This window comes from Limosilactobacillus sp. C0001E2, from assembly GCF_056590915.1.
The window spans coordinates 51,956-72,989 of sequence record NZ_JBWPXC010000006.1; the positions used below are offsets into that span (position 1 = coordinate 51,956).

Sequence of the window (21,034 nt, forward strand, 5' to 3'; positions counted from 1 at the left end):
AAAAGCGAACAGCGCAGTACACAAATGGCCTCCAGTGCTCGGCAAAGCCGAACTCTGGAGGCCTATTTGTGCTTGCGGGGGCGTGAAAACGAAGTCATAAATGACTTCTGTCACGCTCCCCCTTATTGTACTTAAGGATCTTTATTAACGAACTGCGTTCCGGGTCTTGCCACCATTAACAATCGTGACTGTATCATTCAACGCAATTTCAACCATGTTGCGAACGGACGTCTTAGTAAAGAAGGCCACGTGTGGTGTAACCACTACGTTTGGCATTGCTGCCAACGTCTTGTAGTCTTCTGGTACTTGGTCTGCGCTAACCTTCTTACCGAAGTAGGTGGTTTCATCAGCCAACGTATCCAAGCCGGCACCAGCAATTTCGCCATCTTGTAAGGCCTTGATTAATGCCTGAGTATCAACCAAGCCACCCCGCGCCATGTTAATCAAGTACGCCGTCTTCTTCATCTTATTCAATGAATCAGCGTTGATAATGTTCTTGGTACTTGGGAACAATGGCGTGTGCAGACTGATAATGTCTGATTCACGAAGTACCGTGTCTAAGTCAGTGTAATCTACAAAGGCTTCTTGTTCTGGATCGTAGAATGGGTCATAAGCAATTACCTTGGCACCTAAGGCCTTATAAATTTGGGCAGTTGCGCCTCCAATATGACCTAAACCAATAATTCCCACCGTCAAGTTGAAGATTTCATTGGAAACGAGGTCGGGAGCCCAACTGAAGTCATGGTCATCCGTCATCCGTTGGTTAAACAAACCAATCTTCCGGTTTAAGTACATTGCTTGGGTCACACCCATTTCGGCAATCGCCCGTGGTGAATAAATTGATACCCGGGTAATGGTGATGCCGTTGGCGTTGGCGGCATCTAAGTCCACCATGTCATAACCAGCAGTCCGCAAACCAACCTGCTTAATGCCAAAGCTGGCCAGTTTCTTGTAGACATCGCTGCTACCTAGTGATTGGGTTTGCTGAGTTACTACCCCATCAAAGCCCTGCGCCATGTCTACCGTATCATCGTTGAGCAGGTCTGCCACCATCTTAACGGTGTGGTCAGTCTTCTTTTCCCATGCTTCAACATATGATTTTTCAATTGGCTTCGTGCCATACATAATGATTTTCATGAATGTTTCCCCTTTCAGAAAAATACAAACTCTACAGTGTCTAGTATACCACGATTTCGAAAACAAAAAAGTGAACCAGTTACGAGAAACCAGTTCACTTAACGAAGTTTTAAGCAAAGAATGATTGGGCAAAATCTTGATAATATTGAATTGCATTATAATACGCTGATAAATTAACGTATTCATTCGGCATGTGCGACATATTACTGCCGGGTCCAATGATGATACTGGTGAAATCCTTCTTGGCCTGCGTAAATTCTTGTCCATCATTGGCCCCCGTACTTGCGATTGGCTGTGGGGTAATTCCCAATGACTTTTTAGCCACCGCCTGAGCTAGCTTAATTAATGGTGACTCAGGATCACCACCCATTGGTTCTTCCGGGAAAGTGTACTTAATCTTCAGATCAAAGCCCGGCTGCTGGTTAAGCTGGTCGATAATCTTTTCTAATTCATCATAAACAATTTGGTTTGGGTATTCCGGAATTGTCCGCACGTTGCCACCAAGCGTAGCTGCTGACGGCACACTATTAATTTGTTCACCACCATTGATCAAAGAGATCACGTGCGTTAACTTACCTAACGCTGGATCTGAATGATCGAACTCGGCCAACGCTGCCTTCGCCTGTTGGACAAATTCAAGCAAATTATCAATGGCGTTAATCCCCATTTCTGGCCGGGAACTGTGCGCAGCCTTACCAACGGAGGTTACATGGTAATCAATAACCCCCTTGCAAGTGTAGGTAATGGCTTGTAAATCATCCTGGGGCTCCGCAATTACCAAGCCATCCAGATCATCCGCATATCCCAACTTAGTTAACTGAGCAGCACCATAGTTCCCCGTTTCTTCACCAACCGTTGCGAGCAGCTTAATGGTTCCAGCAGGTTGTTGACCCTTTTCTAACATTTCGAGCAGGGCAACCACCAGTGCAGCTAACCCGCTCTTCATATCACAAGCGCCCCGGCCATACAGCTTATCATCTTTAACCACCGGTTCAAAAGGATCCGTATCCCACGCCGCTAAGTCACCTGGTGCGACCACATCCATGTGTCCTGAATAGCCAAGCACTTTGCCACCATTACCAATGGTAACGACCAGATTATCACGACCAGGAGCATAATTAACTTTTTCAATCTTAACCCCCGCGCCCACGTACGGTTGGAAAAGACTGGCAATATAGTTAGCCAGTTCGGCTTCATTTTCGTTCACCGTTTGAATACTAATAATCTTCTTTAAAACCGTTAATTGTTCTTCCTTCGTCATGATTAATCCCTCTTTACTTATTATTCGCTACTTGAATATCTTGCGCTTGCTTGTAAAGTTTGTCCAATGTACCATTCTTCTTGTCCTTGCTGATGGTAGCGTTAATCTTTTTGAGAAGTGCTTTATCATCCTTCCGAACTGCAACCCGGGTTGCCGATTCCTTCTTGTTGTATTTGAAGCTAATGTTATTAGCAACCGCATACTTGTCTGGGTGCTCCTTAGCGTAAGCTTCCGCAGTATCTTCACCCGTGATTAGGCCATCAATCGAACCATTTTGTAACTCTTGAGTTAAGGTATTGTTAGAACTTTCGGTGACCAGCTTAACACCTTTCAATTTCTTACCAATCTTTTCTTGTTCAGAAGATTGTTGTGCCCCCAGTGTTGCACCCTTTAAAGCGGCAATATTGGCATATTTATCCTTATTTTTTGGTGAAACCAGCAGAACCTGACCACCATCGTGGTAACTTTCGGAGAAGGACACTACCTTGGCACGCTGTGGTGTATAAGCCATTCCTGCCATAGCGATATCCACTTTCTTATTTTGCAACTCGTTAATTAGTGATGGGAATGCCATATTAACGAATTTGACCTTTTTAACCCCCCATGTCCTTTGCAATTTCATGGGCCAGCAAAACGTCATAACCGACAATCTGTTGCTTACCATTCTTCATAATTTGAAAATCATATGGTGCAAAATCAGCAGATGTCCCAACAACCAGTTCCTTTTTATTTTTAATGGATTGCACACTATTGTCTTGCTTGGCACCACAACCTGCTAACACGGTACTCAACCCAATCATAATGGTCAATGCAGCTAAAACCGACTTTTTTAAATGTTTAAATTTCATTTTTCTCTTCCTCCAGCAATTATTCCTACATGTTTATCAACTCAATTTTCATAATTATACGTCGTAGCATCATTTTATCCCCCGTTTTCGTATTTCTATTCAAATTATGTGTATATAATAACTAGCGATCTGAATAAAATCAAGTGTTTTTTGAAATTTATTCAAATTTATTTTAATTTCATGTATAAAAATAAGGATTCGATGATAATCATCGAATCCTTATTGCATTTAAATTGTTTGATCACGGTCTTGCAAGTGCATTCCGTCATCATCTTTTTCTTCACCAAGTAATTCTTGATTATGATCCAATTCAGACTTACCAGCAAAGTGGTGATGTTGCAGCCAAATCATGGCAACTAACAACAGCAAGAAGAAGACGATGGCAATGCCTAAGAGGACACTGTTACAGAACGCAACGTAGTGTTCACCAAGACCACCGCTAATGCCATCACGCAAACCGAGGATTGAGTAGGTCATCGGCAATGCGAAGTGAATGACATTGTAGAACTTCATTGTGACTTCCATTGGGAAAGTCCCACCAGAACCACCAAGTTGGAGCATCAACAGAACCATGGCGATAAACCGGCCCGGATTGTCGAAGGTCATTGACAAGAACATGACAACGGCCATCGAAGCTAACCCAAACAGGATCAGAGTACCGAAGAATGATGGAACGTGGATCACCGTTAAACCAAGGGCCATCATAATGCCACCTTCGGCAATTGCCATCAAGGTAATAATGAGGCTCCCGAGAACTACCTTACTTGCCCACCATGCTAATGGCGAACGACCTTGAATTGCCACCCGCCGAATTGGGTAAACAAAGTTAAAGATCAAGGCACCAACGTAAAGGGCAACTGAGAGTACATATGGTGCTAAAGCGTGACCATAGTTTGGTACGTAGCTGTAACTCTTGTGCTTAACCCGGGTTGGTTCAGCAAACATCTTCGCCGTCTTCTTGGTTGGCTTAATGCCGTTAACCGTCTTGGCACCCTTACCAAGAGCAGAAGCCAACTGACCGGCACCGGCGTTCAGCTTCGTAATCCCTTGGGTTAAGGCTGGTGAATTGTCAACCAGCTTTTGAGTTCCGGCTGCTAATTGGTTAACCCCGCCAACCAGCGTTGGTACTTGGGCATTTAATTGGCCAAGGGCGCTCGCAAGTTGACCAGCACCTGAATTCAGCTGACCAGAGTTGGCAGTTAATTGACCGGCACCAGCGCCTGCTTGGGCAACTCCATCAGTGTATTGACTAACTCCACTGGCTAAGGTACTTGAACCAGCAGCGGCAGTGTCAACACCATTAGTGTATTGTTGCACGCCACCATTTAAGGTGTTAGCACCAGCAGCAATTTGACTTGTTGCGCCTTGAAGTTGCTTCAACGTATCTGGCATTTGAGAAAGCATTGGCTTGTAGCCATTCAACGTATTTAGCAAACCATTTGCTTGGCTAATGGTGGTATCAGCATTGTTCAATAAATCATTCATTGATGATAAATTCTTGAGCTGACCTTGCATTCCTTGAAGTGCTGAACCAAGGCTGTTCAATTCACCCAGTGCCGTTCCGACCCCTTGAAGAGTCTTAGCATTATTACCAGCATCTTGTGCTAATGAACCTAATTGCGCCTTAATTGAGTTATCACTCGTTAATTGAGCAAGTTTGCCTAATTGTGCAGCAATATTGGCATCACTTCTAGCAACATTACCTAATTGCTGTCCAGCTTGACTAACTCCGCCCAGAGACCCAGCAGCTGTTTCTAGTTTCCCAGCACTTTCTTGAACACCAGCTAAGGCGCTCTTGGCTTGGGTTAAGCCGGTCTGCAATTGGGTCATACTTTGTTGCAATGCTTGAGCCTTATCCATCGCACCCATTAAGTCATTCACTGGTAAATTCCCCAGTTGACTATTAACGGTGTTGTTCAACTGACTAGCACCAGCCGAAAGTTGACTGGAACCAGCGCGTAGGGAACCGGAATTATTCCGTAAAGTATTCAAGCCAGAACTTAATTGACCCGCACCTGAATTCAGCTGACCGGAATTAGCCATTAAAGTGTTTAACCCCGTAGCTAATTGACCAACCCCGCCGGTGTATTGAGCAATTCCGTTGGCAAGGGTGGTACTGCCGCTAGCTAATTGTTGAGCACCAGCAGCAAGTGGAGCTACTCCCATTCGTAAGGTTTGCACCCCATTATTAACTTGGGAAACTCCAGCAACGTATTGGTTAACCCCATTTTGTAAGGTTACTAAACCGTTGTCTAATTGGGTCGCCTCGTCGGCTGCCTGAGTCATTCCTTTACCCAGCACCTTCAATTCTTTGAACATTGTCGTCGCGTATGCGTTCGTCACGTTCGCCCGAATCTTTTCATTTAACCGGGTCATTGCGACCTGACTCATAACGTAACCAATGTAGTTCAGCGAATCATTGGTCTGATACTTTAAATTCATCGGTTTTGGATTCTTATCTAAAACCGTTGTAGCATTCTTGGAGAAGTTTTCCGGAATTGTGATCACCGTATAATACTTCCGATGTGACATTCCGTATTTCGCCTTACTTGGCGAAACAAACTTCCAATCGAGCTGCTTGTTATGCTTTAATTCCTTGACCATCTGGTTACCAACAGCCATTTCTTTGCCCTGATAATCAACCGGAACATCCTTATTAACCACAGCCACAGGCAAATCCTGCGTACTACCATAAGGATCCCATACTGACTTCAGGAAGAAGATACTGTACAGAAATGGAATAAAGCAAATGACAATTGAGGATAATAATAGCAGGTGATTCCGCCGGATATGACGAAATTCTGCTTTAATCATTTCCCACATCTTTCTCCCTCCATTATGCGTTTGTAGTAGATACAGTAGAGAATGGTAAAACAGATTGCTTGATAAAATCAACCACTTCAGCTACTGGAACATCGTAATTATTGGATTGCCACCAATAAAGGGCACCCATGATTGCGCCGCCAAATGCGCAGGCCTGAAGTTCTGGATTATCCGACCGCCGAATCGCCTTGATCACTTCCCCCTGATTAGCGTGATCGGCGCTTTGCTTCATCAGCACTTCACTGATAATCCGTAACATTTCAGCATATAACGTACTGTTTGCATTATCCGCTGCCAAGTGACGAAAAATATTCTTATTATCATTCAGGTAATTAACTGCTGCCTCGATAAAACTTCCCTCGTCGGGGGCCGCTGTCATTAATTGATGCAACCGATTATTAATCAACTGTTCCAATAAGTCATACTTATCGTGAAAATACCGATAAAAACTACTGCGGTGAAGCAAGGCTTCATTACAAATCTGATCCACGGTAATTTTTTCAAACGGTTTGGTTCTCAGCAACGCTTCTAAAGCGTTCTGAAAATCCCGCACGGTCCGGTTCATTTTCAACCTTTTTTACCTCCCTATCTAGTTTTCAAAGAGATATTATAATTAGTTCCTAATTAAGACGACACAGTCATATTAACACACCTATCTTTTAAATGAACATATTATTATTTTTGTTTCTTTTAAATTATTTATCCAAGTGATACTGGTTATGGTAGAATGTTGATGCAAGCGTTTGCATAAGGAGGCATACCGCATGAAAATCACACAAACTGCTTTTGGTAAAGCAAATCAACATGAAGTTACAAAATACACCGTTACCAATGATCACGGCGTGAAAATGAGTGTCCTGAATTTTGGAGGAATTTGGCAAGAATACTCCATCCCTACTGACCAGGGTCAATTGAATTTACTGCTCGCGGCGAATTCGATGGAAGATTACCTTGATGCCGGATATAGCATTTGTCAATTAATCGGCCCGGTCGCTAACCGGATTGGTAAGGCCAGTTTTCAAATTGATGATCACGAATACCAGTTGCAAGCCAACGAAGGTGCCAACTCAATCCACAGTGGTGATCAAGGTTGGCAAAACCATTTTTGGCACGTTCAAACTGCCACTTCAGCAACTGCTGGTCAAATTATCTTAAGTAATCATTACAGTCCTGAAGATGATGGTATGCCGGCCAATACCGACGTGCACATCGTCTACACCCTGCACGATGATGATAGTGTCACGATTGATATGTTCGGTGAAAGTGATGCGCCAACCCTCTTCAATCCAACCAACCACGCCTACTGGAACTTAGCAGATGCGGACGTTGATACGATTGAAGGCCAAGAGTTAACCATTAATTCACGGTACCACCTCGCCGTTAATGGTGAGAAGATCCCAACGGGGGCCCTCGTGGAAAACCTCGGGTCCGCTTACGACTTTCAAGATGGCCAAGTGCTTGGTCACGCATTAAACGAAATGTTAAAGACCCCTGAAAAAGGTTTTGATGATTTCTTTGTGGTCAGGCCCAGCACGACCTTCGCCCAAGAACCAATTGCTAAATTGAGGGATCCGCAATCTGGACGAGAGTTGCAAATGTACTCTGACCGTAACGCCCTCGTCATTTTCTCTGCTAATGGGCTCCCCGCATCCGTCAAGTTAAACCGACCGGGTAAATCCTGGGCGGCGTTGGCGCTAGAAGCACAAGCATTACCAGATGCTCCCCATCATCCAGAATTTGGCGACATTACCCTACGGCCATTGGCACCGGTACACCACCAGATTCGTTACACCATTAAGTTTTAACTAAATAAAAGGCTCACGAAAAATCGTGAGCCTTTTATTTAATCAATCTTTTTAATTAACCGTGCAATGTTTTCCGCCGTTTCCGCAATATCATGCGGGCCATCAGCAATCGCTTGGTCTAGTGGCTTGGCCCCCTCCGGAGTGGCAAAGATAGCATCCATCGCATCACGACCGTAGAGACTTTCAATCCCTTTGCCAATATTTCCAGCTAACACAATTACTGAAGAGTGCGGAGCGACCGCTTTCGTTGCCATCGCCACCCCGTATGGGGTCTTGCCAAATTTAGTTTGAAAATCAATTCCGCCTTCACCAGTAAAGACTAAATCAGCGTTTTGCGCCCGTTCTTTCAGGTGGGTAAATTCAATCACCAGATCAATTCCCTTGGCCATTTCAGAATTAGTAAAGGCCATCAAGCCAGTACCCAAGCCACCAGCTGCACCAGCACCAGGACGCTTTTCCAAGTCTTGGTGCAAATCACGTTTGATCACTTCTGCATAGTGGTGGAGATTTCGGTCAAGCTGCTTGACCATTTCTGGAGTAGCACCCTTTTGCGGACCAAAGACTGCCGATGCACCATCCGGTCCCGTCAGTGGATTGGTGACGTCAGACGCAATTAATAACTGTGTTTTTTGGACCCGCGGATCTAGACCACTTAAATCAATCTGCGCCAATTGGTCAAGGGCACCGCCCCCAAAGCCTAATTCTTGTCCGTCATTGTCTAAAAGTTTGGCGCCGAGCGCTTGGGCCATCCCGGCACCACCATCATTGGTTGCGGAACCGCCAATGCCCATAATAATCTTCTGCACCCCATGGTCGAGGGCATCTAAAATTAATTCCCCGGTCCCATAGGTTGTCGTGATGAGCGGGTTATGAGTTTCATCATTAACGTACTGAATCCCGCTGGCTTGGGCCATCTCGATGACCGCTGTTTTACCATCACCCAAAATTCCGTAATAGGCGTCACTGATTTGATTAAGGGGATTATGCACTTGGCGAGTCACTAAATGGCCGCCCGTAGCGTCAACTAACGATTGAACCGTCCCTTCACCACCATCGGCCATGGGCACCATTTCATAATCAGCATTGGGCAACACCCGTTGCAGGCCGGTCTTAATGGCTTCCGCAACTTGTTTGGCAGTCAAAGAACCCTTAAACGAATCTGGTGCAATCACAATTTTCATTGTCGTAACCTCCTAAATTAAGTGCAGGAAACCGTACAGGATGGTGGCCGTCAGACAAGCTGAACCACCACAGATTGCTTCATATAAAATTCCTTGAGAACGCTGCTTAATGTCCATATTCATGGCATTAGCAGTGACATGGAAGTAATTTCCTTGTGGTAATTGGTCGATCACAATCGCTCCAGTGTGCACCATCGCGGCCGCTGCCAGTGGTTGCACCCCAAAGCCCAAGATCGCCTTGGAGAATGATCCTGTCGCCAAAATAACACCGGTTGAAGTGGAAGCTGCAGCCCCGGCCATCAGGATCCCGGATAATGGTGCTAAGAAGACCCCTGAAATGTGACTGACCTTAATTGACGAAATGAGCAATTGCGGCAAGCTTGACTGGGTAATGGTGGCCCCAATGGCTCCGGCACCGATTAAGATCATTACGACAGGAGTCATTTTGACCATCCCCGTCTGGGCATAGGAACGTAAGAAGCGGCCCTTATGCATCGCTAATGCACCAATAATCGCCGCAAATGGTAGGACATAGGTGGCATCTAAATCAATCGTGCTCATCCACTGAACATGGAAAATCTGACCTAATGGATTAATTAGTAACAGAATTACCGCAATGATTGGTGTTACTAAAGAGGACTTCAGCGATGGTAAATCGCTTTGCTCAATCTTGGGATTATCAGCTAAGTCTTCTTTAACTACGGCCACCCCCTTATGCTTGATTAGGGAGGCCACAATAACTGTAACAATTAACGCAATGACTGCTGGAATAAAGTCCGCGATCATGACTTGACTCAAGTTCAAGCCAAATCCTTTGGCAGCAGCAATGGTGTTGGCGTTTGGCGAAATAATATTCCCGGCCTTGCCACCACCAGATAGGGCTACTAACAACGCCAATTTAGAAATATGACTTCGTTCACCAACTTCCAACGCAATTGGCGCCACAATCAGCACAGCGACTGGGATAAACACCCCGACCGCCGTAATGACCATCGTGGCAAGAGCCAAAGCTAAAATTGCCATCCGGTCACCTAGCCGGTCAACAATCGTTCGCGCAATGGTATTCGCGGCTCCCGAGTCCATCATGACCCCAGCTAAAACTCCTGCGGCTAAGACTCGAACCACCGTTCCCATCACACTTTGTGATCCTTTTACTAAAATATTAACGGTCTGCATGAGATTAGCACCACCGATGAGTGATCCTAAAATCGCACCAATAAATAGTGAATAAACGGCATCGACTTTCCGTAAAATTAGAATAATTGCAATGGCTAACCCAATTAGGGCGCCCCACCATGTCACAACCACAATTCCATCTCCTTTATATGATTGCCAAAAAACTTATTACAGATTTAAGTATAGGAGCGATAGATTGTGAATACAACTACAAACTTTTAAATTACTGTTTCTCCAGTAATTCATTTTGTCGGCGTAATCGTAGTGCATAGTTAAAGTTAATGCCACCTAACAAAATAATCGCCAGCCAGATGGTTCTAAGCCCCAATAATTGCTGCAATAATGCTGAACAAATCGCACCAAACGCAAATGCTAACACCAGTCACATATAGTTAACTGCCGCGGTATGCTGCTGGTCATCCGCCCCGAAGAAGTAGGCACTCCAGGCTACCACCGACTTTTTCAAATTACCCGTCGTGAACGCATCACTGTAACCCAAGCCCTGAATTTTGCTAAATGAGGCATTTTGCATCGCTAAACCAAATGCAATCGCCGGCACAATGTAGTAGTTTGGAACGGATTTTGGCAGAAAGCCAATCACGCCACCAATTAAAACGATGGGAAATAAACAAACAACTCGCCAGTATTGAGTCTTTAGCCGGGCATGCAAAAAACCGACTACGGCCAAACCAAGGGAGAAGGCTACAAAGGTACTTAGCCGGTTCAGCATTCCCATAACATTATGGTCCGCCAAAGCAGACGCAAAAAAGATCACATTCCCAGTCTGGCCAGCAGATAAAGTATGGCCCCGCTGGATATACGTATAGGCGTCCACAAAACCACCGCTGAAGGTCAACGCCACGGCGAGACTACGTGCTTCTGATGGTTTCCAATTCATTTCAAATTCCTCCCAAAAAAGGACGTGTCCGTTGCCGGTAATGGCTCCGAATTCACGCCCCATTTTTTATTTTGTTTGTTGTTGATAGTTCACCATTGCTAAGAAATTGTCGACATCAAGGCTTGCCCGCCCAATCAAAACACCGTCAATATCCGGTTTTGACATAATTTCTTGAATGTTTTTCGGGTTGACACTCCCACCATATAAAATCCGGATTTTATCCGCAATTTCATAGGTGTAAATATCTGCGATCATCCGCCGAATCTGGCGACACCCTTCTTCCGCCAGTGCGGTATTCGCCCGCTGGCCAACCCCGACTGCCCAACTTGGTTCATAGGAAATGATAATATCCCGAATTTGGTCTAGTGAAACCCCATGCAAGACACTTTGCAGTTGTTTAAGGACGTAGTGAATTTCACCATTCATCTCCCGCTGCACCATTGTCTCATCCGTACAAATGATGGGCGTCAGCCCAGTCATAATCGCTGTTTCCACTTTTTGGTGCACCGCCTCGTTAGTTTCGTTAAAGAGACGGCGGCGCTCAATATGGCCCAGCATCACATGGCTAACGCCTGCTTGACTGAGCCCGCGCATACTAATCTCGCCCGTAAAGGGGCCTGACAACTGTGGGGCAGCATTTTGTGCAATAATCCGTAAACCAGACTTAGCTGCCGCTTCGTGCATACTATATAGTGCAAAAGCCTGCCCAGCAATCCCAACTTCAACCTTATCTGGGTCTGGCAGGTGATCCTTAATTGCTTTGACGAAGTCAACCGACTCCTGAACCGTCTTGTGCATCTTCCAGTTGGCAACGATAAATGGTTTTCGCATGCTTCTTCCTCCGCTATTTTCGTGCGCAATGTTGGTTACATTTTACTCTTTCCCGTTCATAAACGAAACTAATTTGCTTTGACCATATAACAAAGACACCTCCGACAGCATGTGAGAGGTGTCTTTGCCGATTATTTCGACCAGAACTAGTTAATTTAGTTTTGCTTACGACGTTTATCCCAGCCAATTAATCCTAACAATGAAGACATGGCTAGGCCAACTATCGACCACTGGTTATCAGTGTCCCCAGTTTGCGGTAATTGCCGACTAGCATGTTGTCCAGTCTGACGACTGAACGATATGTCCTTCTGATCTTTGCTTGTGTCACTTAACGAATTAGTTGGGCCGAGATCGCTAGACTGACTCTGATGACTAAGCTGACTCTGATCACCAAGACGACCATGATCACCAGAATCAACAGGCTGACTAGGATGATCCGGATGTTGGTCTGGTGTATCGTGATCAGTCTTCTGGGTATAGGTCACCGTTTTTTCAACATTGCCATTCCCAACGGTCATCTTGATGGCATTAACCCGTTCAATATCAGGAAGATACCCGTCAATTGTTGGACTATCAACCGCCGCAAAAGTATCATTATCAGTTGTCCACGGATCCCAAGTAATCTTGTTAGTAACCAGATCCTTGACACCAGTCCGGCTAAAGGTGATCGCTGGTGCATCGTAATCTGGCGATGCTTGACGACCATCTTCGTATACATAGTGAATCGTTTCGTTAACTGTCTTGTTTTCACTGTGCGACTGGCTAGTGTGCTTGAGATGAACTTCATAATATTGGTCCACTGATTGGTCATTATCAAAGTGCAACGTTTGTCCATGAGTCTCGTCACTAACTAATGTGTAGAATTGATCCTTGAACTTCTGAATATCATCCTTGGTATTGTAACCAGCATCAGCTCCACTGACCCCATTTTTAGTAACAGTCTTGAGTACTTTACCATTCTCACTGTCGTCAATGAATGTTATTGTCAGCTTTTGGGCAGCAGGATGGTAAGTAACCGTCCGTTCGATATCCCCTTTCTGCACAGTCATCTTGATATCATCGATCCGTTCAATATCAGGAAGATACCCGCCAATTGCTGGGCTATCAACCGCCGCAAAAGTATCATTATCAGTTGTCCACGGATTCCAGACAGTCTCGCCAGTAACTAGGTCCTTAGTACCAGTCCGTTTAAAGGTAATCGCTGGTGCATCGTAATCTGGCCATGCTTGACCGCCATCTTCGTATACATAGTGAATCTTTTCATGCTTAACTACATTCTGGTCATTGACCGTCTGCTTACCATGCTTCAAATAAATATAGAAAGCCCGTGACGCTGGATCAGTTAATTGGAATGAACCTTGGGTCGTCCCAGGATCAATTTGGTCTTCACTAGTAGCTAAGACATACCCATCTGCTTTCCAGTTCCAAAGTTGATTATGATAATCACTTCCGGCAAGGCCCGAAATGTTTTGCATGTGATCTAGCATGTCGATCCCGTCATTGGCGGTATAGTGACTAGCCTTAGCAGAACCATCAACATCAACATAATGGACTTGAACGGTCTTTGGTTGGGTGACGTAAATGGTCAACAGCTGGTCCTTGGTGGCGTCGTTATCAAAGGTCAACTGATCTAGCGAATCGCTAACCCGCAGCTGACCATCAGCACTAGTGACCGCTTGGAACCCCCGATCGCTCAACTGTTTAAGAATTGATTGATAGCGTTCGCCAATTGTAGTTAGGTCAGTGCTCAATGCCCCATTTACCTTAGTCGTAGCCACTTGTTCATTTGATCCGCCGACACCTAACAAAGTCTCTGGCGTTAGAGTTTTGACCACGTGGCCATCCTTATCCTCGACAAGAACCTGGTAATTAATCTTTTGCTTGCGCTTCAAATAGACATAGTAAACTTGCGGATAAGTTGAACCCAGTGAAGACCAATCACCGCCAAGTTGCAACATGTACTTTGATAAGGTCTTTTCACCGGTTGGATCATCAGCACTCGCATATCCGGCTGGATTTAACATATTCCAAGTATGGTCACCATTTTGTGCTTCAGGATCTTCTTGTACAATGACATATTGGTCACCATTCGCCACATAGTTATTAACCACGCTAATGTCGTAATGATTCCAATTGGCTGCTTGACCTTGATCATCAGCTGTGCCTGATGAATCACCAGCATGGCTAAATGAAATCACAACACCAGCACTGCCACTATCAGTTGTTCCCACTTGATAACTATGACTGGCGCTGGACGAACCATGTTGGTCATTAACCAGCTGTCCAATGTCTGGGTCTTGGTTTGCGGCATTACTCATCCTGTTGACATCATAATCGATTCCCTTACTGAACTGGCCATTAGTCTCATATCCACCACCGTATACATATTTACCAGCCTGGTTTGGTTGCAGATTGGAAACGTCCTGGTAGTGAATCTCAACATTGCCGTTTTGCTGATACGTATCCATCGTACCAAGCTTCTTAAAGTGAACATTTAAGACTTGCGGATGGGGGTCCGGAGTCCCCGCTTCATGAGCTGTTTGGTCAAACAAGATACTTGGACTATAATTTTGACCGTTTGGGTTAAAAATCTTCATTGACAATAGTACGGGAACCGCCGGCTGGTTTTCAGAATAAGCCTGGCTTGAATAGATATCTAAAACATAGTGATGGGCACCAACCTCATGAAAATCATCATAGGTTGGGACATACGAGTCAATTAAATTCTCACCTTGGAAACCATTCAAACTATCTCCGGTAATGTTAGTCATATAACTAAGCTGAGAACCACCTTCGGACACCAAAACCTTGGCGTGCGGCTGCTCTTTAATTAAAGATGCCAGCTCCTTAGTAGTATGCATCTGAATACTATAAGTGTTAGTGACCCCATCATCATTAGTGAATTGATAGTCGGCACGGTCAATAACGTAGCCAGGCCGCAAGCTATTATTAAAGTTTGCCCCCACTGACTCGATGTCTTCAGCCGTTGCGTATCCGTTATCAATTAACCAGTGAGCAAACTGAGAGTATTGTGGTGAAGTCAGGTCAATCATCCCGCCCATATAAGGATCGGTTGGCAACGGCAATTGAGCACTACCAGTACCATCATTCTTCGGAAAAATGACCGTTCCCGCTTTACCCGTACTCTGGTAAAGGTCAGACTTAGCCGCATCCGCCTGTGATTGTGGAATTGCTAAGTGCTGCAGAAATTTGGAGTGGGAATTAGCTAATGGATCATTATCCGCAGTGATTAAGAATTGTTCCTGTAAGTTCTGATTAACTGGCGTGTAAAATGCAAAGAAGATTTGCGTTGGCGTTAACGCCATCTTTCCGTCACTATCTTCAGATAAGTCAATTTTGTCATCATACTGATTATTAGCTTTGCCATCATTATCCTTAGCATTCATTGCGGCCGCAAGCGAGTCATAACCAGGAAAAGACTTATCAAAGTTTAAGTAATATTCTTGTTGAGGTGAGACTTCGCCTCCTGCGTCCTCGCTAATTGAATGCGGATAAATTAATGGGTCAGTTTTAAGGTTAAAGTATGACCCACCACGGTGAATAGTGTCATTGTAGACTGGCGATTGTAAATTATCTAAGTAATAAACGTGCATTTGATAACCAGAGAGTTCCAGTCCAGCGTCATTGTCCTCAAATTTGATTTGGTGAGAACCATCATCATAAGCTAATTCAACTTTCTTCGCCATGTGGGTATTTGGATCCACCACAACCAATTGTGCAGCAGCACTGACGTAATAGTCATTATTTCGAATGTGCGCAACATGGTTAGCCAGGTCTAAACTAATTCCACTGTCAATGGTGTATTGATGTTGTGCTTGCCATGCGTTGATCTCACCATAAATCGCATGATAATTCTGAATCTGCGGTGATGACACTGCCGGCAATTCTTGCTGTAGTTCAATCCCTTCAACCGCCTGGGTAAACGGGTTGAGATAAACAATTGCCGGTACTGACTTAGTGTAGTCAGGAGCAGCCTGCTTATTAGAGCCATAGTAATAGTACTTAACCAACTGGTCGACTGTAATCTGTTCCTGCTTGTCTGGAACTAAATTCCATACGATCGTATCGTTATCAAAATAGTACTGAGCAACGGCATTTAATTGAGCCGTCTGGTTAGGCAGCCCATCCGGATAGTGAACATCCCGATCATTTTCGATGGTTGGGTTCTTTTGGTCCCAGTGATAATACTTTGGCAGCAAGCTCTCAGCATCAGTTGGAAAACCGTTCAGCGTTAGTTTGTCAACGTTATCAGTAAGGTGAATATCATGACTTGGTCCTAAGTCAATGTCATGGGCATGCCCAGCAGCATCAACATAGTGTACCCTTTGATGCACAGTGGAAATCCCCTGGATCTTAATTTCAGCACTACCATTTCCCGCTGGCAATAACCGGTAAGGCATAATCCCATCACCAAAAACTGCTCCAGAAAGATATGCCACCTTATTAACGTTATTAACCTGGTTGACTACCTGTGCCGGTGCCTGAATTTGGCAAACACTCCCACCGGTCAATGGTTGCTTTAAGTCCACTCTAAAGTTCTTAATCTGTGACCAGTCACGAACCTGATCAGCAGAGACAAAGCCTGTTAAGTCAGCCTTATTGACGGTATCTGGTTGATAATAGCTCGTCGAATATGAAATGGTGACGTTACTATCCATTGTTTGCCCAGTTAGGTAGTCTACAACGTGAATCGGCCCCGTCAGGTGAATATCCACTTGGGACTTACCATCTTGTTTTTGCGGTAAATTACCTAAAAAAGTAAGACCTGTCAGATTGGTATTTGAATTACCGTTAACAAAATCATAATTCAGTGTTACCTGAGAAGTTTTCTTATCATCATTTGTCGCCTTGTCGAGGGCAGCTGAATCTAGGTTACCCTGGGCAGTCGTAATGAGGTAATCAGCAGTGGCGGCAACAAGGGGAGACAGTATATTTTGACCGATCTTGTCTTTGACCGTTCATAATAATTTCAGCGACCCCGTTTTCAAACTTCAATGCTGGAACATAGATAGAAGTTGATTGCAGGTAAACCACCGGTGTGTGCCGAATGTCTGCTAATTGTTCTTTCGTTAAGTTAGGTTGCAAATTAAAGGTAAGTTGCTGTTGACCATCAGCAGTGGTGGTATAAATCGGATCCTGCCAATAATTACTATTGCGTGAAATTGAACTTACAACAGTGTTTTTTGGAATAGTAACAATAAACTGTGCACTAGGATGATCAATCATTTGCCAACTAGAAATGACAGCCTCAATTGATCCTGCTGAAGCATTTGTTCCCAGAACTTTGGGCACAACATTATTTTGAATCGTTGCTAAATCATAAGTCGGCTGAGGACGCTTGACAAAATCTACGGTCGTCAAGACGCCAGGTTCGTAGATGCTATCACCATTTTTACCGATACTAGCCACTAAGTTTTCTTTCTGTTTAAACTGATGGTGCGGGTCTAAATGCCCCACAAAGCCAATATTTATCTCATTATTACTACTTTGCTTGTTCGTCAAATTCATGGTGCCAGAGATAGAAGTGACGTGCTTACTGTTGTCCAAAACTGCACTTGTCGAACCATCAGCATAATGGTAAATCACATCAGTTAGCGCGCCAGAATTGTCGACCGTCAATTTAGTTAGTTCGTAATGATCCGGCAAGTAGAAAGTTACTGGACCAGTAGGAGCATCAACTAACGTGGAATTGGTAAAGGAAGCGGTAAACCAAGGCTTATCACTATGATCACGGTTAAGCCAATAAGCATTTTCAACCTTATCCCCGTTCGCTAGCTCAACATTTTGTTCATCAGGAAAAACCTCTAATTTTGGCGTTACTAAGTCGCCAAAACTGTAGCCCTTTAAAGAAGCTTTGCCCATGAATGGTGCTTGAATACCGACCCACTTGGTGCTAAGTTCGCCAGTCCCATCATTACCATTAACAGTTGAAGCCGTTACTGGTGATAATATCGTGGCCTGATCTGGTTGATCCATATGATAGTGACCAATCAAGACAAATTTAAACTGCGGATCATCAGCATAGTGATCATCAATGCCCTTCCGGAGGGTAATGTGAATACCACTAGCATCCTGAGAGAAAGCAAAATCCTTATCCTTCGTTAATTCCTGATTGTTTTTGATACCATTAGCTCGCGTGCCAATGACTCCATCAACAACAAATTCCTTAGGAACACCAACATTAACGTTAACCCCTTGATGGTCAAAAGCAGCTGACAATCCATCAACGGTGAATGAATACCGATACTGATGGTCATCACCGGGAATTAACCAGTAGTCACGATGACCCTCATGGTATTGAAAACTAGGAATCTCATCTGGAATCGGGTTACCCTGATCATCAACAGAATTCCACTTGGCATTAACATTCTGACGTGGAATATCAACAGCAAACTTAACTGTATTAATTAATTGACCATTAAAGTATAAATCAGCGGAGTTATAATACGTCCCTGGTGTATTCAAAATATCTTGTCGATAGTTGCTTTTTACAATAAAGGGCTGGTTAATTGTTGCGGCTTGCAGAAATTTTCCTGAATACGTAGCGGTACCATCTGCGGCAACCGTTTGTTGGGAATCCACTACCCCCTGCTGAGTGAGTGGCCCTGGTGTATAATCTAGCGTCAGATGCGGGTCAGTATGAAAGACTACCTGATAGGTATCACCAGACTGAGCATTAGCAACATCAACGGTGGCTGATCCATCATCACCAGTGAAGTGGACCCTTGTTTCCACTTCAGCAACCTGCTTACTGTCATTAAGCAGCTGCGCACTCTCGACAGTTGCGCCTTGATGATTGTCCGATTGCGCACCTGTTTTTAATTGCACAACTGAAGATTGTTAATTATTCGCAGTTGCTGGCGCCTGAGTCTCTATATCGGTTTTACCGTCTTCCCCCGGAGTAACCGCATCGGCACTAGCCACTAAACTGTTGGCTCCTAAGTACAGAGATGTCCCTAGAAGAACAGAAGCAACACCAATACTTAACCGTCGCAGTCCATAATGTGGAATCTGCTCGGCACTTTGCTGCTTCTTTAACTCAATGTTTTTTCTTGAAACCATATCTTTACTCGCTCCTCAATAGCTATGTTTTCCCATAACATGATTACCGCAAATCAGTAAAAATGATCCGGATGATTAATCGCATATTAACTAACTACTAATAAAATAATTATAGCATCAGTCATAATTATTCTCAGTATTAAAAACATTTAGTTTTATCACAGGTTCACTTCATGATGGAATTAATTTTTATACTATTGAACTTGAATTGTAAATGTCTACTCCTTCAAAGAACTGATAGAGGTATTCCCGATACGCAAAGGCCATGATCACGTTACGGAGCATCTGTTTTTGCTTTGTATGCTCCTGACCAACATGTTCAAGAATTGTTTGCTGGCCAAAAACGTACCGTGAAACATTGCCCAGTTCCTGAACAAAGTAGTTATAGGCAATTTCCGTACTATAGGTTTCTTCTTGAATTTGAATGGCTTTTCGTAAATCTGCCTGATCCAAAACATTTTTAGCAATAATGATAAAGAGAAGTTGGGCGATCTGTTCACGACCATATAGTTTCTTTTGTGGTCGACAAATCAGACGGTGCTTAACGTAGTTGCTGACCATGGAACTAGTCACCTTAACACTCTCAAATGGTGCCACGCACTGTTGTAAATAAGTGACAACCTGCTTTAGATATAACCCCATGTCGGGCAACTCATGATAGGATGGTAAATCAAACTGTTGGTTGCTAGTCTTGTTATTCATTTTTCGATCCTCCTGCTTATCATTTTATAGAATTCCATTTTAGCATGTCAATGCGATCTGCTGATAAGTTTTTTAAAAACCGTTGACAAAGATAATTAAAACGACTATGCTTTTAAAAAATTAATTTCAGGAGAATAACAATGACAACCAAAATTATTACCGATTCAGGAGCAAACTCACTAGATCCCATTATTGGCGGCGTTGCCCATACCAACGTTCCGCTTTCAATCATGGTCAATGGTCAAACTTGGCGGGATGATGACCGACTTGATTTATCGAACTTCTTAGCAGCCTTGAAGAATACTAAGACCACGACCTCGACCGCGTGTCCAAGTGTTGGTGATTGGCTAACCGCTTTTGAAGGTGCGGATGAAATCTTTGTCCTAACCATCACCAGTGCTCTTTCAGGAAGCTATAACTCTGCAGTTCAAGCCGCCGAAATGTACATGGCTGATCATCCTGAAACTAAAATCCACGTATTCGATACTAAATCTGCAGGTCCACAAATTAGACTGTTAGCTTCCGAGATTGCCGTCTCTATCAACCATGGCTACTCATTCGACCAAATTATCGAATTAACGAATGCTCAAATTCAGCAAACCGACCTGTTATTCGTTTTAGAAGAACTTGATAATCTTGCTAATAATGGACGAGTTAGTCCCGCCATTGCTAAACTAACCCATCTGCTCAACCTTTACGTTTATGGAACCGCCAGTGATGCTGGTGAGTTTGAAATGCTCGGCAAGATGCGGGGTGGCAAGCACTTGCTCCGTAAACTGGTTAAAGTAATGGAAAAGCAAGGTTACGTTGGTGGCCGGGTCTTTATCGATCACGTTAACTGCCGCGAGCAGGCAGAAAAATTAGCCAAGGCAATCGCTGAAGTCTTTACAAGTTCAATCATTAATATCTCACCATGTGGGGCCCTCTGTTCCTATTACGCGGAGAACGGGGGTTTAATGATTGGTTTTGAAAAGTAAATTGATAAAGGTTTTAGCTAGTAATTATGAGAATTAAATGAGAAATTTTAAAAATTGGGTTGCATTCTCTAATTTACAGTGATATATTTACAGCAATCAAAAATTACAAGTAATCAAAACAGTAGATTGCATGTCTCAATGTTCAGAAAACTGGTGGTTGATGCAAACCAGGCAGGACATGTGATTGAATTACCGCTTGTACGGATCCATTGGTACCGTTAGCAACCAATACGAGGTGGAAAGCAATTGCGCGCTTTCTAGCTAGGTGGTACCGCGGTAAGACGTCCTGGTTGAGTATATCTCAATCAGGAC

General features: G+C 44.1%; 15 protein-coding genes and 1 pseudogene. 2 read left to right on the plus strand and 14 right to left on the minus strand.

Annotated elements, in window-relative coordinates; genetic code table 11:
- Window positions 1–144 precede the first annotated feature (144 nt).
- The 6 genes from AC1EKL_RS07255 to AC1EKL_RS07280 all read right to left on the minus strand — a co-directional run bounded on the left by AC1EKL_RS07255 (window position 145) and on the right by AC1EKL_RS07280 (window position 6,634).
- Window positions 145–1,137, minus strand: a complete 993-nt coding sequence (locus AC1EKL_RS07255) for a D-2-hydroxyacid dehydrogenase (RefSeq protein WP_480189355.1) — start codon at window positions 1,135–1,137, stop codon at window positions 145–147.
- Between the two features lie 109 nt (window positions 1,138–1,246).
- The gene (locus AC1EKL_RS07260; RefSeq protein ID WP_480190262.1) at window positions 1,247–2,398 is read right to left on the minus strand and encodes an ArgE/DapE family deacylase; all 1,152 of its coding nucleotides are present in this window, start codon (window positions 2,396–2,398) and stop codon (window positions 1,247–1,249) included.
- A gap of 13 nt (window positions 2,399–2,411) precedes the next feature.
- Window positions 2,412–3,062, minus strand: a complete 651-nt coding sequence (locus tag AC1EKL_RS07265; protein WP_480189357.1) for an ABC transporter substrate-binding protein — start codon at window positions 3,060–3,062, stop codon at window positions 2,412–2,414.
- Window positions 2,992–3,246 carry a hypothetical protein gene (locus tag AC1EKL_RS07270; RefSeq protein ID WP_480189358.1) on the minus strand — a complete coding sequence of 85 codons (255 nt, stop codon included), beginning with the start codon at window positions 3,244–3,246 and terminating at the stop codon, window positions 2,992–2,994. Before AC1EKL_RS07270 ends, AC1EKL_RS07265 begins: the two co-directional genes overlap by 71 nt.
- A gap of 228 nt (window positions 3,247–3,474) precedes the next feature.
- Entirely contained in the window at window positions 3,475–6,069 is a 2,595-nt protein-coding gene (locus AC1EKL_RS07275) for a YhgE/Pip family protein (protein ID WP_480189359.1), read from the minus strand.
- Between the two features lie 13 nt (window positions 6,070–6,082).
- A complete protein-coding gene (locus AC1EKL_RS07280; RefSeq protein ID WP_480189375.1) occupies window positions 6,083–6,634 on the minus strand; it encodes a TetR/AcrR family transcriptional regulator in 552 nt (183 codons plus the stop codon).
- A gap of 199 nt (window positions 6,635–6,833) precedes the next feature.
- On the opposite strand from AC1EKL_RS07280, the gene AC1EKL_RS07285 reads away from it, so the two are divergent.
- A complete protein-coding gene (locus AC1EKL_RS07285; RefSeq protein ID WP_480189360.1) occupies window positions 6,834–7,874 on the plus strand; it encodes an aldose epimerase family protein in 1,041 nt (346 codons plus the stop codon).
- 38 nt (window positions 7,875–7,912) lie between these two features.
- Here AC1EKL_RS07285 and AC1EKL_RS07290 read toward each other — a convergent pair whose 3' ends face one another.
- From AC1EKL_RS07290 to AC1EKL_RS07325, 8 genes and pseudogenes are all read right to left on the minus strand, one after another.
- Window positions 7,913–9,055, minus strand: a complete 1,143-nt coding sequence (locus tag AC1EKL_RS07290) for a glycerate kinase (protein ID WP_480189361.1) — start codon at window positions 9,053–9,055, stop codon at window positions 7,913–7,915.
- A gap of 12 nt (window positions 9,056–9,067) precedes the next feature.
- Window positions 9,068–10,363: a GntP family permease gene (locus AC1EKL_RS07295; RefSeq protein ID WP_480190045.1), complete on the minus strand. Its 1,296-nt coding sequence runs from the start codon at window positions 10,361–10,363 to the stop codon at window positions 9,068–9,070.
- Between the two features lie 91 nt (window positions 10,364–10,454).
- Window positions 10,455–11,129: pseudogene (locus AC1EKL_RS07300) on the minus strand (YoaK family protein).
- A 66-nt stretch (window positions 11,130–11,195) separates the two neighbouring features.
- Complete coding sequence (gene tpiA, locus AC1EKL_RS07305) at window positions 11,196–11,960, minus strand: triose-phosphate isomerase (RefSeq protein ID WP_480189363.1); 765 nt, start codon at window positions 11,958–11,960, stop codon at window positions 11,196–11,198.
- Between the two features lie 155 nt (window positions 11,961–12,115).
- Entirely contained in the window at window positions 12,116–16,696 is a 4,581-nt protein-coding gene (locus tag AC1EKL_RS07310) for a mucin-binding protein (RefSeq protein WP_480189364.1), read from the minus strand.
- A gap of 184 nt (window positions 16,697–16,880) precedes the next feature.
- Entirely contained in the window at window positions 16,881–18,809 is a 1,929-nt protein-coding gene (locus AC1EKL_RS07315; protein ID WP_480190047.1) for a hypothetical protein, read from the minus strand.
- Window positions 18,810–18,821: 12 nt separating this feature from the next.
- On the minus strand, window positions 18,822–19,043 hold the full coding sequence (locus AC1EKL_RS07320; RefSeq protein ID WP_480189366.1) for a YSIRK-type signal peptide-containing protein: 222 nt from the start codon (window positions 19,041–19,043) through the stop codon (window positions 18,822–18,824).
- A 189-nt stretch (window positions 19,044–19,232) separates the two neighbouring features.
- Window positions 19,233–19,745 carry a DUF1836 domain-containing protein gene (locus tag AC1EKL_RS07325; RefSeq protein WP_480189367.1) on the minus strand — a complete coding sequence of 171 codons (513 nt, stop codon included), beginning with the start codon at window positions 19,743–19,745 and terminating at the stop codon, window positions 19,233–19,235.
- Window positions 19,746–19,885: 140 nt separating this feature from the next.
- On the opposite strand from AC1EKL_RS07325, the gene AC1EKL_RS07330 reads away from it, so the two are divergent.
- Window positions 19,886–20,722 carry a DegV family protein gene (locus tag AC1EKL_RS07330; protein ID WP_480189368.1) on the plus strand — a complete coding sequence of 279 codons (837 nt, stop codon included), beginning with the start codon at window positions 19,886–19,888 and terminating at the stop codon, window positions 20,720–20,722.
- Window positions 20,723–21,034 lie beyond the last annotated feature (312 nt).

What these genes read in the sequence shown, in the direction of transcription:
- AC1EKL_RS07255 (WP_480189355.1), bottom strand. Translation starts at nt 1,137, where the DNA reads ATGAAAATCATTATGTATGGCACGAAGCCAATTGAAAAATCATATGTT.
- AC1EKL_RS07260 (WP_480190262.1), bottom strand. Translation starts at nt 2,398, where the DNA reads ATGACGAAGGAAGAACAATTAACGGTTTTAAAGAAGATTATTAGTATT.
- AC1EKL_RS07270 (WP_480189358.1), bottom strand. Translation starts at nt 3,246, where the DNA reads ATGAAATTTAAACATTTAAAAAAGTCGGTTTTAGCTGCATTGACCATT.
- AC1EKL_RS07325 (WP_480189367.1), bottom strand. Translation starts at nt 19,745, where the DNA reads ATGAATAACAAGACTAGCAACCAACAGTTTGATTTACCATCCTATCAT.
- AC1EKL_RS07280 (WP_480189375.1), bottom strand. Translation starts at nt 6,634, where the DNA reads ATGAACCGGACCGTGCGGGATTTTCAGAACGCTTTAGAAGCGTTGCTG.
- AC1EKL_RS07265 (WP_480189357.1), bottom strand. Translation starts at nt 3,062, where the DNA reads ATGGTAAGCAACAGATTGTCGGTTATGACGTTTTGCTGGCCCATGAAA.
- tpiA (WP_480189363.1), bottom strand. Translation starts at nt 11,960, where the DNA reads ATGCGAAAACCATTTATCGTTGCCAACTGGAAGATGCACAAGACGGTT.
- AC1EKL_RS07330 (WP_480189368.1), top strand. Translation starts at nt 19,886, where the DNA reads ATGACAACCAAAATTATTACCGATTCAGGAGCAAACTCACTAGATCCC.
- AC1EKL_RS07290 (WP_480189361.1), bottom strand. Translation starts at nt 9,055, where the DNA reads ATGAAAATTGTGATTGCACCAGATTCGTTTAAGGGTTCTTTGACTGCC.
- AC1EKL_RS07285 (WP_480189360.1), top strand. Translation starts at nt 6,834, where the DNA reads ATGAAAATCACACAAACTGCTTTTGGTAAAGCAAATCAACATGAAGTT.
- AC1EKL_RS07320 (WP_480189366.1), bottom strand. Translation starts at nt 19,043, where the DNA reads ATGGTTTCAAGAAAAAACATTGAGTTAAAGAAGCAGCAAAGTGCCGAG.
- AC1EKL_RS07275 (WP_480189359.1), bottom strand. Translation starts at nt 6,069, where the DNA reads ATGTGGGAAATGATTAAAGCAGAATTTCGTCATATCCGGCGGAATCAC.